The sequence below is a fragment of the Spirillospora sp. CA-108201 genome (genome assembly GCF_050936235.1).
Lineage (GTDB): Bacteria > Actinomycetota > Actinomycetes > Streptosporangiales > Streptosporangiaceae > Spirillospora.
The window spans coordinates 2,089,414-2,104,493 of record NZ_JBNJNE010000001.1 but is presented as its reverse complement, the minus strand read 5'-3'; the positions used below and the strand labels follow the sequence as shown (position 1 = coordinate 2,104,493).

The following is a 15,080-nucleotide window of genomic DNA, read 5'->3' as shown; positions in this document are numbered from 1 at the left end:
TAGTTAGGCAAGCCTAACCTAATATCCCTGATCAACACTGCTCCGGCTTTTCCACCCCCAACCATGGAAGGTCCGCCAATGCGCACCACGATGCGGCGCCTGACGGTCGCCGCCGCGCTCGTCCTCGGACTCGGATCGGTCGCCGCCTGCGGCGACGACGAGCCCGCCGGCGGCTCCGGCGGCTCCGGCGGTCCGGCCGGGGCGTTCCCGGTCACCGTCGCCCACAAGCTCGGCTCCGCGGAGGTGAAGTCCGCGCCGAAGCGGATCGTCGCGCTCGGCGAGGTCGACCAGGACGCGCTGCTCGCCCTCGGCGTCACCCCGGTCGGCATGACCGAACTCACCGGCGTCCAGCCCGACGGCCTCGCCCCCTGGAGCGCGCCCGAGCTGACCGGCGGCAGGCCCAAGCTGCTCAAGGCGGGCGAGGCGGGCTTCGACCTGGAGGAGGTGGCCGCGCTGCGGCCCGACCTGATCCTCGCCGCCGGCGACTTCGCCATCGACAAGGAGTACGGCAAGCTCTCCAAGCTCGCGCCGACGCTCGCCTACCAGAACGGCCCCGCCGAGGACTCCTGGCAGCAGATCACCCAGCAGGTGGCCGCCGCGATCGGCCGTCCCGAGGACGGCGGGAAGCTCGTCGCCGACGTCGAGACGAAGATCGCCGGAGTGAAGGCGAAGCACCCCGAGCTGGGCGGCAAGGAGTTCGCGTTCACCAGCGTCTTCCCCAACGGCAACATCGGCGTGATGAAGTCCCCCGACGACACCAGCGTGAAGCTGCTCCAGCAGTTCGGCATGACGCTGCCGGAGTCGCTGAGCAAGCTGCCCGGCGACGGGTTCGCCGCCGAGCTGAGCATGGAGAAGGTCTCCGTCCTGGACGTGGACGTCCTGATCAGCCACTACAACGACGACCCCGCCACCCAGAAGAAGATCGAGGGCAACAAGCTGTTCGCCGGGCTCGGCGCCGTGAAGCGCGGCTCCTACGTGCCGCTGGACCTGAAGTCCTTCTGGCCGCTGCGCACCCCCACACCGCTCGCCGTCCCCTACGTGATCGACCAGGTCGTCCCGCAGATCGCCAAGGCCGCGAGCGCGGCCAAGCCCGCCTGATGCCGGAGGAGCGCATGCACACCCCCGTCCGCGATGTGGTCGGCATCGGGTTCGGCCCGTCCAACCTGGCGCTCGCCGTCGCCCTCGAGGAGGAGCACGGCGGCGCGGACGCGGTGTTCTTCGAGAAGCAGCCCGCGTTCGGCTGGCACCGCGGCATGCTGATCGACGGCGCCACCATGCAGGTCCACTTCCTCAAGGACCTGGCGTCGCTGCGGAACCCCGCCAGCCCGTACTCGTTCCTGGCCTACCTGCACGCCCGGGGCCGGCTCGTCGACTTCGTCAACCACAAGACGATGTTCCCGACGCGGCTGGAGTTCCACGACTACCTCGAATGGGCCGCCGCCGCGTTCGAGGGGCGCGTCCGCTACGGGACGGAGGTCGTCGCTCTCCGCCCGCACGACGACGAGACCCTGGAGGTCGTCGTGCGCCGCGGCGACGAGCTGGAGACGCACCTCGCCCGCAACGTCGTCATCGGCGCTGGGCTCGAACCCGTCCTGCCGGAGGGCGTCCAGGCGGGGGAGCGGATCTGGCACACCGAGGACCTGCTCACCCGGCTCGGCGGGCGCGGTGACTGGGACCCGCGCCGGATCGTCGTGGTCGGCGCCGGGCAGAGCGCGGCCGAGGCCGTCGAGTACCTGCACCGCACGTTCGCCGGCGCCGAGGTCTGCGCGGTCTTCGCGCGGTACGGGTACTCGCCCGCCGACGACAGCTCGTTCGCCAACCGCATCTTCGACCCCGCGGCCGTCGACCACTACTACGCCGCGCCGGGCGACGTGAAGCGCATGCTGTTCGAGTACTCGCGCAACACCAACTACTCCGTCGTCGACCTCGACCTCATCGACGAGCTGTACCGGCGCGCCTACGCGGAGAAGGTCGCGGGCGCCGAGCGGCTGCGCATCCTCAACGTCTCACGCGTCCTGGACGTCGCCGACCGCGGCGCCGCCGGGGCTCGCGTCCGGGTCGCGTTCCTGCCGACCGGCGAGTCCGCGGACCTGGACGCCGACGCCGTCGTCTACGCCACCGGCTACCGCGAGCGCGACCCGTTCGAACTGCTCGGCGAGGCGGGCGCGCACTGCCGCACCGGCCCGGACGGTCGCCCGGTCGTCGAGCGCGACTACCGCATCGCCACCGAGCCCGGCCCCGAGTGGGGCGTCTACCTCCAGGGGGCCACCGAGCACAGCCACGGGATCGCCTCCTCGCTGCTGTCCATGACCGCCGTGCGCACCGGGGAGATCGTCCGGTCCATGGCGCGGCGGTCCGCCCGCGTCACCCCCGGCGTCTAGAGGAAGGCAAGACCATGGCGACCAACCCGTTCGACGACCCCGAGGGCACGTTCCTCGTCCTCGCCAACGCCGAGGGCCAGCACTCCCTGTGGCCGGCGTTCGCCGACGTCCCCGACGGCTGGACGATCGTCCACGGCCCCGAGAGCCGGTCCGACTGCATCGGGTACGTCACCGACAACTGGAAGGACATCCGCCCCCGAAGCCTGGCGGCCGAGGCGCCCTGAGCCCTCCGCCGGTCACGACCGCTCGGCCCTGGCCGCCTCCTCGAACGCGGCCATGCGGGGCAGGACGTTGCCGAGCGGCGGGACCGCCTCCGGCAGGGCCGCCATCATGACGGCGGGGGGCGGCAGCCAGCCGTCCTCCCGGATGCCCTGGACGATGAGGCGCTCGGCCTCGGCGTGGTCGCCCTCCTCCACCAGGTGGGCGATGACGCCCTCGCAGGCCTCCCGGCGGCGCGCGGACGACCGGATCCGGGCGACCATCCGCTCGGCCTCCGGCAGCCGCCCCGCCGCGGCGGTGGCCAGCGCGATGTCCCGCAGGATCGGGCCCTGCCGGTGGTGGTGCTGCGGCTCCTCGCCGAGGATGCCCTGCGCCTGCTCGGGCAGCCCCGCCCGCAGCGCCGCGGCGGCGATGCCGGCGAACGTCGCGCCGCGCACCTTGGGGTCGCGCACGCTCCTGGCGATCCGCAGCGCCTCCTCGATGAGCCGGACGGCGCGGCCGGCGTCGCCCAGGGCCGCGGCCCGCTCCGCGACGGCCGTCAGGGTGTTCCACGCGGGGAACGGCAGCCGCGAGGCCCGCATGGTCTCCGTCACCCGCTCCGCCTCGTCCAGCAGACCGACCTGCGCGGCGGCGTGGGCGATGTGCGACAGGGCCCGCTGGTGGCGCTGCTCGTCCACGTAGGTCGCGGCGAGCTGCTCGGCCTCGCGCAGCAGCCGCCGCGCGCGGTCGGCGTCGCCGATCGCGTCGGCGAGCAGGGCCAGCTCCACGAGGCCGCGGCACCGCGGCTCGGGATTGGTGATCGCGATGGTGCGGACGGCCTTCTCGGCGTCGTCCATCGTCCTGCCCGCCAGGTTCGCGTTGCCCGTGGCCGCGATGGCGGCGGCCAGGGAACCGATCAGCTCGCCGCGGACCCGCATGTTGCGCACCCCGCCCGCCTCGCGCACGACCCGGCGGCGCAACGCCCGCAGCCGCTCGGAGCTCGCCCGGCAGACCGCCAGCAGGCCCTCCACGCGCAGCCGCGGATCGGCCAGCCCGGTCGCGAGCCGCTCCGCCAGGTCCAGGTCGCCGATCTCCACGGCCGCCGCCGCGAGCTCGGTCGCCACCCCCTCGCTGGAGTCGGCGTCGAACCCGGCCAGCCGCTTCTCCCCTTCGGCCAGCAGCCGCCCCGCCGCGGCGGCGTTCCCGAAGCCGTGGGCGGCGCGCGCGACCTCGGTCAGCGCGGACAGCCTCATGGCCGGATCCGAGACGAGCGAGACCAGCCGCCGCGCCGTGTCGAGGTCCGTGGCCCGGGCCGCCGCCGCCGCGAGCTCCGTCGCGACGGCGTCGCGGGAGTCGTCGTCCAGGTCGCCGAGCAGCCCTTCGGCGACGGTCAGGAACCGCGCCACGCGAGGGTAGGCCCCGGTGCCGTAGGCGGTCTCGGCGAGCTCGGCCAGGGCGGACGCGTGCCGCCGGGGACCGTCGAGGACCGCGGCGATCCGCTCCGCCTCCCCGTAGCGGCCCCGCCGGGCCGCGGCCGCGGCGGCGGCCGTGATCTCGAACTGGGTCAGGTGCCGCACCGAGCCCGCGGGAGCCAGCTGCTCGGCCGCGAGGAGGTAGGCGACCGCCTGGTCGCGCTCGCCCCGCCCCGCGACGATCCGGGCGAGCCGGGCCAGGCCCGTGGCCCTGCGGAAGCCGTTCTGGACCCGGTCGACCAGGTCCTCGGCCTCGGTGAGCCGGCCCGCCCTGGCCAGTTCCTCGGCGGCGTTGACGCTGGCGAACAGCTGCTTGCGGGTGCGGCTCATGCCGGCCAGGGCGCGGTGGACCATGTCCAGGCGGCCGTCCCGCGCGGCCCGCTCCGCGATCGTCCCGAGCAGGGTGTTGCGCTCGTGCACGTCGATGACGAAGAGCGCCGCCCGGACGGCCGGCCCGGTCAGGCCGAGCTCGGTGGCCGTCCTCGCCGTCTCCGCCGGCAGGTCCTGCTGGGACGGGAGGCGCAGCGCCGCGTCGATGCCCGCCTCCAGCACGCCGGAGTCGCCCCGGAGCTCGGCGACGTGGGACTTGATCAGCAGGTTGACCGCCCGCGCCGCCTTGGGGGACGTCCCCTCGGCCACGGTCAGCGCGAGGGTCAGCAGGCCGCGCGCCGTGTCCGGGTCGCCCCCCGCCGCGATCCCGGAGGCCGCCTCGACCAGCGGCGCCCACTGCCGCCTCGGCTGGCGCGTGACGAGGTCGGCGGCCGTCCTCATCAGCCGGACCGCAGTGTCCGGACGGCCGGCGTCGAGCGCGCCGACGGCGACGCGGGCCGCGGCGAGCGCCCGGCGGTGGCCTTCCAGCAGCGCCATGAGCCGCTCGGCCTCGTCGAGCAGCCCCGCCTCCGCGACGGAGGCGAGCAGCTCGCCGAGCGCCGCCTGGCGGGACGCGCCGCCCTTGGCCGTGACGGTCTCGATCGCGGTCGCGAGCACCGCCCGCGCGGCGTCGAGCTCGCCCCGCAGCGCCCGCGCCCGCAGGATGCCGCCGAGCGCCCGGGCGGACGCCCGGGCCCCGTTCACCGACGTCAGCGCCAGCTCCTGCGCCGCCGCGAACTCGCCCCGGTCGGCCAGCAGCCGCACGAGCTCGGCGAACGTCTCCCACCGCAGGTCGTCCGGGGCCAGCAGGCCCGCCAGGCGCTCGGCGTCCTCCTGCAGGCCCTGTCCGGCGGCCGCCTGGGCGGCCGCCACGATGATCGGCCACTGGTGCTTGCGGTCGGCGAACGACCGCGCGATGCGCTCCACCGAGTCGCACAGCCCGGCGCGGGCCGCGTCGCAGGCCATGCCCGTCATCAGCTCCCGGCGCCGGAGCCGGGACGGCACCACGGAGGTGAACAGCCGGGTGGCCTCGTCCAGGAGGGTCTCGGCGCGGGTGAAGCCGGGGCCGAGGGCCAGCGCGATCCGGGCCAGGGTCCGGGCCCTGCGCACCCCGCTCAGGATGCCCCCCGCCAGCAGCTCCGCCTCCTGGAGCCACAGCGCCGCCTCCGTCTCGGCGCCCGCCCGGCCCGCCGCCTCCGCCATGGAGATCAGGATGTTGGCCTTGATCGAGGCGACGGAGATGTCGCGGGCCATCCGCTCGGCGCGCTCCAGCTCGCCGAGCTCGGTCCAGACCACCGCGATGACCTCGGGATGGACCCGGACGGGCAGGCGGAGCTGGTCGCGCCACAGCGCCAGCACGTAGATCACGGCGAGGTCGGGGGAGTCCGCCGCCAGCAGCAGCCGGATCGAGTCGGTCAGCGTCAGTACCGCCGGCTCCACCGTGCCCGTCCGCTCCAGCAGGCGGCTCCAGCGGTCGGGCTCGTTGAGCCGCAGCAGCCGGTCCAGGTCCCCGTTGTCGGCCAGCACCTGCGGGAACCGGTCCAGGAGGTACAGGGGCGTGTCGGCGGGCCAGCCGCCGGCCCGGTAGGTCTCGGCCCATTCGAGCACCCGCGCCCAGAAGCCGTCCATCGCCTCGGCGCCGAGGCGCTCGGTGGTGGTCTCCCGGATCAGGTCGTGGGCGAAGGAGTAGCGGCCACGGCCGTCGTCCTCCCGCCGCTCGACCAGGCGGGCGACGGTCTGCTCGACCAGCTCCCGGACGTCGTAGAGGTCCAGGCCGGTGAGGCGGGCGACGTCCTCGTCGGCCAGCCCGCCCCCGGAGGCCGCCAGCAGCCCGAGCACCTCGCGGCTCGTCCGGTCGCTCAGGTGCTGCTGCAGGTCGCGCTCGGCGGCGTTGCGCGAGGCGCGGGAGGCCTCGTTGGCGGCGAGCGTGCGGCGCTCGCACCCGCGCAGCGGATGCCCGTCCGGGACGTCGGCGGGCACCTCGGGGAAGTGCCTGCTGGTCACCAGCACATGGCTGCCGGGCGGCACGTACTCGGGGAGCTGCGCCGCGATGCTGCTCTCGCGGTGCCGCAGGTGGTCGTCCTCGTCGAGCCCGTCCACGATGAGCATGAGATGGCGCCCGTCGGCGGTGACCCGCTCGGCCGCGCGCTGCCACAGGTCGTCCAGGTCGAACGCGGTGGGGACGACCCCGGGCGTCGGCGTCTCGCCGACCAGCGGGGCCAGCTGGTCGGCCAGCGCGGCCCGGTAGTCGGCCAGCCGCGACCCGGCCGACCGCGACACGAAGAACGCGACCGTGATGACGTCGGAGGCGGGGTCCCCGGCGAAGGCGGCGGCGAGCGTCGTCTTGCCGGCCCAGGGCTCGCCCACCAGCCACAGGTACGGCGTGCCGCTCGTGGCGAACTCCTGGAGCCGGCCGAGCTCGGCGTCCCGGTCGGCGGGGTCGGGGCAGCGGGCCCGCAGCTTGGTGATGGTCGACCAGTACCGGGACCGGCGCAGCGGCGCGGACGGGCCGGCGCTCCCCGGGTCCAGCCGCACGCCCGCGCCGTCGAGCAGCGCGTTCAGCCTCTCCCGGCTCGGGCGGGGCTCGACGAACTCGCCGGCGATCCGCGGCCGGTGCGGTCCGGCGGCGCTGAACACGCGGGAGGCGGTCAGCGGCCCGTCGGGCTCGGCCCAGCGCACGACGCCGACCAGCTTGCCGCCGACCAGGACGGGACCGCCGGACAGGCCCTTGTACCGGACGCCGGCGCGCTGCGGGGCGTCGTCGCGGTGGAGGTCGAGCAGGCCCGTCTTGACGTTGGCGCCGAGGAGGACCTCGCCGTCCACCTGGTCGACGTCGCGGACCCCGCCGAGCTCGCCCTCCCGGTCGTGGGACGCAGGGAAGCCCCACGAGACGAACCGGGCGCGCCCGGTGCTCCAGGGGTCGACGTCCGCCAGCGCCGCCGGGGCCACGGCGGGCAGTGCGCCGTCCGCCACCCGCAGCAGCGCCAGGTCGACCTCGGCGCCCTCGGCGGTCCAGACCCGCTCGGCGGGGACGGAGACCGACTCGTCCGGCGTGGTGAGCCGGACCGTCACCGCACCGGAGGCGGCCAGGACGTGCCGGCAGGTGAGCACCAGCCCGGCGGAGACCCGGTAGCCGGTGCCGTAGCCCTCCTCGCCCTCCCCGACGAGCACCTCGACGGTGCGCCAGCGTGGTTCGTCAGGGATCACCGGCCGGGCTTGCGGAGCCGGTCACCCACCTCGATCGGCTTGCCGTCGACCCGCGGGTCGAGCGTGACCGCCACCCGGTGCGTGGTGGTCCGCGCGAGCTTGCCCGAGGCGCCGACCTCGACCACCCAGACCTTCACCTTGCCGTTGGCGCCGCCCTCCCGGACCACGGCGACCTCGAACTCGACCTCGACCGGCCCCACGCTGAAGCGGATCTCCTCGTCGGCGCCCTCGAGTTGAGCCCGCGCCAGCTCGTCGCGGATCGCTTTGACTGCCTCTGCCAAGCCGATTTCCTGCATTGCTCCCCATTACTCGTCAGAGGGGAGAGTTTAGCGCTTTGTAGCGGGACGATCTGAATTCAACGGAGGTCATGTCTTCGGCAGGGACGGCCTGTCCGCGAAGAACCTGGCCATGAGCTCGCTGGCATAATCCGGCCATTCGTGGCCTCCGCGCTGCCGGGTGCACAGTGCGACGGCGACGGGGCCCGGGCCCGTGCCGACGCAGTCGTCCGGCCCGTCCGGCACCGGCCACGAGAGCGCGGGCAGCCTGTCCGTCCATCTCCAGAACTCCATGAGCACCTGGACGGGGATGAAGGGGAAATGGACGTCCGCGTCCATGTTCCCGCCGCCCGTATAGGGGACCGACGGGTCCCACGTCCCGTGGAAGGCCAGCACCGACACCGGTTTCCGGGGCGTGCAGCCGATCGCGAGCGCCCCCGAGACCACCGCGATCCCGGCGATCCGGTCCGACCGTTCGCACGCGTACCGGTACGCCATGCCGCCGCCGTTGGAGAAGCCGGTCACGAAGACGCGGCGGGGGTCGGCGACGCCCTGCCGCACCAGCGTGTCGATGAGCTTGTCGAGGAACGCGACGTCGTCGACGCCGCTCCAGCGGGCGAACCAGCAGCAGGCCCCGGCGTTCCAGGTGCCGAGGAGCCCGTCGGGGTAGGCGACCGCGTAGCCGTGGCGGTCGGCGGTCTCGTCGAGCCCGCTCTGCCTGCGGACGTACTCGGCGTCGTTCAGGCCGCCGTGCAGCGCGACGATGAGCGGCAGCGGCGCGCCCGCCTCACGCTGGGGAGGGACGTGGAGCAGGTAGGGGCGGTTCCAGCCGCCCATCGCAATGGTGTGCTTCGACGTTCCCGGGGCGCCCTCGGACGCTCCGGCGGGCAGGGGGTGGGCGATGAGCGTCGCGAGGAGCGCCACGATCATCGCCGCCCGCACGGCGATCTTCATAGCGCGATCTAACGCCCGCCGCGCCCCGCCGGGCTACGCACCGGCGCGCAGAAAAGCCCGGCCCTTTTTGGCACACGGGCGCGCAGGCGGCCCGCGGCGCGCGGCGGGGAGCGCCGCGGGGGCTACGAACCCGATCCCGAGCCGGCCTCCGCCGCCTCGGCGACCCCGGCGTCCGGCTCGCCCCGGGCGGCCCGCGCGTCCAGCTCGGCCTGCCGCCGCTCGGCGCCGGCGAGTTCGCCGCGGCCCGCCGTCAGGATCACGATGCCGAGGACGATCGCGCTCGCGCCGACGGCGAACGGGACGTGCAGGTTGGTGTGCTCGGCCAGCCGTCCCGCCGCGTAGGGGGCGAGCCCGCCGCCGATGAACCGGACGAACCCGTAGGCCGCCGACGCCACCGGGCGCTCCACCGGCGCGACCATCATGACCGCCTGTGTCGTCAGGGTGTTGTTCACCCCGATGAAGACCCCCGCGACGATCACGGCGACGATCAGCGTGGCCCGGGAGTCCACGAACAGCGCGATCACCAGCACGTCCACCGCGAACAGCGCCAGGTTGCCGTACAGGGTGCGCGCCAGCCCGAACCTGCGCTGCAGCCAGGGCGCGCCGAACACCGAGAACACGGCGACGAGCAGGCCCCATCCGGTGAACACCAGCCCGAGCTTCAGGGCGCTCAGGTGCATCGGGAACGGCGCGTACCCGAGCACTGTGAAAAAGCCCCAGTTGTAACAGAGTGCGGTCAGGCTCATGATCAGCAGGCCGCGGTGCCGGAGTGCCCTGATCGGGTCGGCGATCGAGGTGCGGCGCTCGGGCTTCGGCTGCGGCCGCACGAGCACGAGCGTGGCGACGAGCGCGATCGTCATCAGCACGGAGACGCCGTAGAAGGGCCCGCGCCAGCTGATGTCGCCGAGCACCCCGCCGAGCAGAGGCCCGACGGCGATGCCGAGGCCGAGCGCGGCCTCGTAGGCGATGATGGCGCCGCCGAACCCGCCGCTCGCCGAGGCCACGATGACGGCGAGCGAGGTGGCGACGAACAGCGCGTTGCCGAGGCCCCAGCCCGCGCGGAACCCGATGATCCCGGCGATGCTGTCGGACGTCCCGGCCAGGGCGCTGAACACCACGATCAGGACGAGCCCTGCGACCAGGGTGCGCTTGGCGCCGATGCGGCTGGAGACGAAGCCCGTGACCAGCATGGCCACCGCCATCACCACCAGGTAGCTGGTGAACAGCAGGGTGACCTGGCTGGGGGAGGCGTTCAGGTCCTCGGAGATCGCGGGCAGGATCGGGTCGACGAGCCCGATGCCCATGAAGGAGATGACGCAGGCGAAGGCGACGGCCCACACGGCCTTCGGCTGGCGGAAGGGGCTCTGCGCGGGCGCGCGCCCGTCGGCGACTGGTCTCATCCGTGCTCTCCGCCGGTCTCGGGGAAGGGGACGCCGAGGGCGGCTCCGGTCAGCCGGTCCAGCGCCGGCAGCGCCCCGGCGATCGCGGCGCGGTCGGCGGCGGGCAGCCCGGCGAGCAGTTCGGCGAGCCGCTTGGCCTGCGCCGCGCGCCGCCGTGCCAGCTCCGCGAGCCCCGCCTCGGTCAGGTGCACCGCGACCACCCGGCGGTCGCCGGGCAGCGTGCGGCGCTCCGCCATCCCCTCCCGTTCGAGCCGCGAGACCAGCTGCGTCATCGCGGGCTGCGTGACGCCCTCGAACGCGGCCAGCTCGGTCACCCGGCGGGGGCCGAAGCGCTCCAGCGTGGCCAGCGTCGAAACGGTCGTCATCGACAGGTCGCGGGGCAGGGACAGCGCCCGCATCAGCGAGTACACGCGCCCCAGCCCCGCGGCCAGCTCCAGCTCCTCGGCGGAGGACGGCGAATCCATAACCGACATGTATCACGTGCTTACATAAATCGTCTATATGTTCGCCCAGCTAAATATCTTCGGGACCGCGGTCAGTCCCGGGCGAGTGCGGCCAGTTCCTTGTCGATCGCGCGCTGGTGCGCCTCCGCGTCCTCCCGGGCGCGCCCGGGGCTCCAGCGGCGGTCATGACGAAGACGAACGGCAGGAACACGATCCGGCCGCCCAGGCAGACCTACCACCGGTTCCGCCACTGGCCGGGGCCCTGCTCCGAGGCCTTCTTCACCTCGGCGCCGTGCTCCTCCAGCACCTTCAGCTGCGGTTGCGCCTTCTGTACGGCCGCGAGGCCCGGCAGGCCCACCTCCTTGGCGGCGCGCGCCTGGAGCTCCGGCGGTACGGAGCCCTCCGGGTACCGGCCCAGCTCGGCGAACAGCTGCGGATGCGCGTTCACGACGGCGAGCGCGGGAGCCGCCTGCTCGGACGCCGCCCGCACCTCGTGGCCGTGTTCCACGAGCGGTGTCACCGAGGTCACCACCACCGGGACGAACGCCGCCGAGCACGCCACGACGATCCGCAGGATCCATCCCCACACCGCGAGGCCGGTGGCGGTGGCCGCCGGGTCGTGCCGTTCGGCGGTCTCGGTGAAGCTCGCCATCCACGGCGCGTAGGCCAGGCCGCCGAACACGCCGACCGCGACGTATGACGAAGTTGCCGACGGCCGCGTAGTAGAGCAGCAGGTGGACGCTGATCGCGAAGGCGGAGCCGACGACGTCCTGCCGCATCATCCGCCGCCAGTGGCCGGACGCCTGCCGGCCGGGGTCGATGCCCTTGGCGCGCCTCGACCAGCGCGCGGTCCCGCAGGCTGACCATGATCTGGTCGCGCAGCGCGGGGGACGGCTCCCGCCGGCCGAACAGGGCGACGACGAACACCGCCGGCGCGGCGAATCCCGCGTAGCGCAGCTCGTCCTGCCGGCCGGAGGTGTCGAGGGTCGCGCTGGTGACCGTGGTGACGACGAGGCTGCCGAGGACCGGGCCCATCGTCCAGATGCCCATCGCGGTGGCGCGGCCGAGCTGCGGCGAGAAGTCGCGGATCAGCGCCGGCGTGGCGACGAGCACGATGCCCTCGATGAAGCTGAGCAGGGCGAACAGCGCCAGGAAGGTGTTCTTGTCCGGCGCGTGCGGCAGCCCGAGGACCAGCAGGCCGGCGACGAGGAGGCCGTACACCACGAGGTTCGCGCGGCCCCACCGGTCGGCGAGCCCGGCGAGCAGTGACGCGAACGCGCCGATGGCGTTGCCGACGACCGACAGCAGGATGAAGAAGCCGAACGACATCCCGTAGTGGGACATGATCGACGTCGCGACGGCGTACTGGATGTAGAGCAGGTAGTACAGCACGACCGTGACGACGACGATGGCGAGACAGGCGTAGCGGCGTCCCGTCTCCGGGTAGTGCGGCAGGTCGCGGCGCCACAGCCGGGCGGCGGCACGCGGCGCCGCGCGCTCGCCGCCGTCCGGTCAACGTAAACCCGCGAAGTCGAAATGGCAATAACTTCGACTGGCAAAACCGACCAGTCGGTATGGCACTTCCTGCGTGCGGTGACCCGCACGGCGATGGCGTCCGCTGTGCCTCCGTGGTGTGCTCCAACCGCAGGCAAGAATCGACATCCCGCGCCCATGCCGACCGGACGGTACAAGGCAGAACGGGCACGCCTTCATGGGCATTCTCGCCGGGCTCTGGGCGCACCCGGCTTTCGCGGCTCCGAGCACCCGGGCCCGCCGGTCGCCGCGCACAGATGATCTGCGCGCCCGCCCGCTCCGGCGGCCGGCACGGAGCAGGACGCGAGGTCCTCTCACAACCTCACGGCGGGGGCTTCGGCCGTAGGCGTCGCGGGGCCGGTACCAGCCGCGTACCGGTGGCGACCTGGGCGGTCCCGCGCTGCCGGGGCGGAGGCCGCGGGCACGCCCCGCCCCTCGGCTCCTCCACCCCGGACTACGGATCATTGACGGCGGGGCGGTGTCGAAAATATGGTGAACCGACCGGTCGGTATGTGCGCATTCATGTGCGGCCGGCCCTTCCTGTTTCCGCCGCGGGCCTTCTCGGAGAAACGCCATGATCCTCAGCACGATGCAGGACTTTCCGCTGTCCGTCGCCGCGATCCTGCGGCACGGGGCGCGCGTCTACGGCCGCAGCGAGTGCGTGACGTGGACGGGCGGCGGCGAGCCCCGGCGGGCGACCTTCGCGCAGATCGCCGGCAACGCCGAGCGGCTCGCGTCCGCCCTGGCCGGGCTGGGCGTCCGGCCCGGCGACCGGGTGGCGACGTTCTGCTGGAACGACCAGGAGCATCTGGAGGCGTACTTCGCGGTGCCCGCCATGGGGGCCGTGCTGCACACGCTGAACATCCGGCTGTTCCCCGAGCAGCTCTCGCACATCATCAACCACGCCGGCGACCAGGTCGTCATCGTCGACGACAGCCTCGTCCCGCTGCTGGCGCGGGTCGTGCGCGAGCTCCCCGCCGTCGAGGCGTTCGTCGTCGTCGGGGACGGCGACGCCTCGGCCCTGGAGGCCAACGGCAACGGGGCGCCGGTCCTGCGCTACCGCGAGCTGCTCGCCGCGGAGGAGCCCGGCTACGCGTGGCCCGACGTGGACGAGCGCTCCGCCGCGTCCATGTGCTACACCAGCGGCACCACGGGCGACCCCAAAGGCGTGGTGTACTCGCACCGCTCCACGTTCCTGCACGCGATGGCCGTGCAGTCGGCGTCCCTGGTGGGCATCACCGAGGCCGACCGCGTCCTGACCATCGTGCCGATGTTCCACGTCAACGCGTGGGGGCTGCCGTACGGGGCGTTCCTGTCCGATGCGACGCTGCACATGCCGGGCCCGTTCATGTAACCGGAGCACCTCGCGAAGTTCATCGCCGCCGAGCGCAGCACGCTCGCCTCCGCCGTCCCGACGATCTGGAACGGCATCCTGGCCCTGGGGGAGCAGGAGGAGATCGACCTGTCGTCGCTGCGGGCGGGCACCTCCGGCGGCGCCGCCGCGCCGCGTGTGCTGCTGGAGCGCTTCGAGCGGCGGTACGGGCTGCGCATCATCCAGGGGTGGGGCATGACGGAGACGAGCCCGCTCGGCGGCATGGCGTTCCCGCCGCCCGGCGTCGAGCCCGGCACCGGCGAGGACATGTACTGGCGGCTGAAGTCCGGCCGCGTCGCCGCCGGCGTCGAGATGCGCATCGTGGACGACGCCGGCGCCGAGCTGCCGTGGGACGGCGAGTCCGTCGGCGAGATCGAGGTGCGCGGGCCGTGGATCACCGGCGCCTACCACCGCGACCCCGCACCCGGGAAGTTCGACGACGGCTGGCTGCGCACCGGCGACATCGGCACCGTCGACGACCGCGGCTTCTACCAGATCACCGACCGCGCCAAGGACGTCATCAAGTCGGGCGGCGAGTGGATCTCCTCGGTGGAGCTGGAGAACCACCTCATGGCCCACCCCGCCGTGGCGGAGGCCGCCGTCATCGGCATCCCCGACGCCCGCTGGGACGAGCGGCCCCTGGCCTGCGTCGTCCTGCGCCCGGAGGCGTCGGCCGCCCCGGCGGAGCTGGCGTCGTTCCTCGCGGACAAGGTCGCCCGCTGGCAGGTCCCCGAGTACTGGACGTTCCTGGAGGAGATCCCGAAGACCACGGTCGGCAAGTTCGACAAGAAGCCCCTGCGCGCCCGGCACAGGGAGGCGGCGCTCGAGATCGAGCACGTGGAGCGCTGACGCCGGGCGGGGCCCGCTACTTCTCCAGGCCGCGGAGGAACAGGTCCACGTAGTGCTCGCTGATGGCGGCCGTCTTGAGGCGGCCGCCCGGGCGGTACCAGGCGCCGATCTGGTGGACGGTGCCGAAGAAGAAGTGGACGGCGATGTCGGCGGGCGTCTCGGTGCGGAACGTGCCCTCGCGCTGGCCCTCCTCGACCAGGGCGCGGAAGCGCTCGTGGTAGCGGCGCCGTTCGGCGCGGACGGCCTCGCGGCGGTCGCGGGAGAGCAGGTGCGTCGAGCGGAAGAAGACGGTGAAGTCGTCCAGGTAGAGGAACGAGGTGTTGAGGACGTCGACGGCGGCGGCGCGGAGCCGTTCGGCGGCCGTGCCGGGGCCGCCCGCGATCTGCTCCAGCCGGGACGTCTGCAGGCCGAGGAGCCGGTGGTAGATCTCGTAGAGCAGGTCGTCCTTGGAGCCGAAGTAGTGGTACATGGCCCCCTTGGTCACCCCGGCGGCGTTCACGATCTCCTGCACCGAGGTGTTCTCGAAGCCCTTCTCGGCGAACATCCGCGTCGCCACGGCCAGCAGCCGGTCGGGCAGCGGAAGGGTGCGGATCCGGCCCGCGGGCGCCTGCGCCATCACTCCACCTC

12 protein-coding genes and 1 pseudogene are annotated in these 15,080 nt (G+C 73.7%); 5 read left to right on the top strand and 8 right to left on the bottom strand.

Annotated elements, in window-relative coordinates; translation table 11 throughout:
- The first annotated feature begins 78 nt into the window (after positions 1-78).
- The 3 genes from ACQEU6_RS10410 to ACQEU6_RS10400 are packed head-to-tail and all read left to right on the top strand — an operon-like array spanning position 79 to position 2,605.
- Positions 79-1,098 carry an iron-siderophore ABC transporter substrate-binding protein gene (locus tag ACQEU6_RS10410; RefSeq protein WP_499331026.1) on the top strand — a complete coding sequence of 340 codons (1,020 nt, stop codon included), beginning with the start codon at positions 79-81 and terminating at the stop codon, positions 1,096-1,098.
- Positions 1,099-1,112: 14 nt separating this feature from the next.
- Positions 1,113-2,381, top strand: coding sequence for a lysine N(6)-hydroxylase/L-ornithine N(5)-oxygenase family protein (locus ACQEU6_RS10405; protein WP_499331023.1), 1,269 nt, complete (start codon positions 1,113-1,115; stop codon positions 2,379-2,381).
- A 14-nt stretch (positions 2,382-2,395) separates the two neighbouring features.
- Positions 2,396-2,605: an MbtH family protein gene (locus tag ACQEU6_RS10400; protein WP_499331021.1), complete on the top strand. Its 210-nt coding sequence runs from the start codon at positions 2,396-2,398 to the stop codon at positions 2,603-2,605.
- A gap of 12 nt (positions 2,606-2,617) precedes the next feature.
- Here the strand turns inward: ACQEU6_RS10400 and ACQEU6_RS10395 are convergent, their stop codons facing one another.
- The 7 genes from ACQEU6_RS10395 to ACQEU6_RS10365 all read right to left on the bottom strand — a co-directional run bounded on the left by ACQEU6_RS10395 (position 2,618) and on the right by ACQEU6_RS10365 (position 12,091).
- On the bottom strand, positions 2,618-7,627 hold the full coding sequence (locus tag ACQEU6_RS10395; protein ID WP_499331020.1) for a trypsin-like peptidase domain-containing protein: 5,010 nt from the start codon (positions 7,625-7,627) through the stop codon (positions 2,618-2,620).
- Complete coding sequence (locus ACQEU6_RS10390) at positions 7,624-7,908, bottom strand: trypco2 family protein (RefSeq protein WP_499331019.1); 285 nt, start codon at positions 7,906-7,908, stop codon at positions 7,624-7,626. Before ACQEU6_RS10390 ends, ACQEU6_RS10395 begins: the two co-directional genes overlap by 4 nt.
- An 84-nt stretch (positions 7,909-7,992) precedes the next feature.
- Positions 7,993-8,856, bottom strand: a complete 864-nt coding sequence (locus ACQEU6_RS10385; protein ID WP_499331017.1) for a CE1 family esterase — start codon at positions 8,854-8,856, stop codon at positions 7,993-7,995.
- Positions 8,857-8,978: 122 nt separating this feature from the next.
- Positions 8,979-10,256 (bottom strand): MFS transporter, encoded by a 1,278-nt coding sequence (locus ACQEU6_RS10380; RefSeq protein ID WP_499331016.1) that lies wholly within the window; start codon positions 10,254-10,256, stop codon positions 8,979-8,981.
- Positions 10,253-10,720: a MarR family winged helix-turn-helix transcriptional regulator gene (locus tag ACQEU6_RS10375; protein WP_499331014.1), complete on the bottom strand. Its 468-nt coding sequence runs from the start codon at positions 10,718-10,720 to the stop codon at positions 10,253-10,255. Before ACQEU6_RS10375 ends, ACQEU6_RS10380 begins: the two co-directional genes overlap by 4 nt.
- A gap of 211 nt (positions 10,721-10,931) precedes the next feature.
- Positions 10,932-11,219 (bottom strand): hypothetical protein, encoded by a 288-nt coding sequence (locus ACQEU6_RS10370; protein WP_499331012.1) that lies wholly within the window; start codon positions 11,217-11,219, stop codon positions 10,932-10,934.
- Positions 11,220-11,224: 5 nt separating this feature from the next.
- Entirely contained in the window at positions 11,225-12,091 is an 867-nt protein-coding gene (locus ACQEU6_RS10365) for an MFS transporter (RefSeq protein WP_499331011.1), read from the bottom strand.
- A 715-nt stretch (positions 12,092-12,806) separates the two neighbouring features.
- On the opposite strand from ACQEU6_RS10365, the pseudogene ACQEU6_RS10360 reads away from it, so the two are divergent.
- Positions 12,807-14,000: pseudogene (locus ACQEU6_RS10360) on the top strand (AMP-binding protein); the annotation flags it as partial.
- Positions 13,983-14,453, top strand: coding sequence for an AMP-binding enzyme (locus ACQEU6_RS10355; protein ID WP_499340120.1), 471 nt, complete (start codon positions 13,983-13,985; stop codon positions 14,451-14,453). The pseudogene ACQEU6_RS10360 and the gene ACQEU6_RS10355, both read left to right, overlap by 18 nt.
- Before the next feature lie 16 nt (positions 14,454-14,469).
- Here ACQEU6_RS10355 and ACQEU6_RS10350 read toward each other — a convergent pair whose 3' ends face one another.
- The gene (locus ACQEU6_RS10350) at positions 14,470-15,069 is read right to left on the bottom strand and encodes a TetR/AcrR family transcriptional regulator (RefSeq protein ID WP_499331009.1); all 600 of its coding nucleotides are present in this window, start codon (positions 15,067-15,069) and stop codon (positions 14,470-14,472) included.
- Between the last annotated feature and the right edge of the window lie 11 nt (positions 15,070-15,080).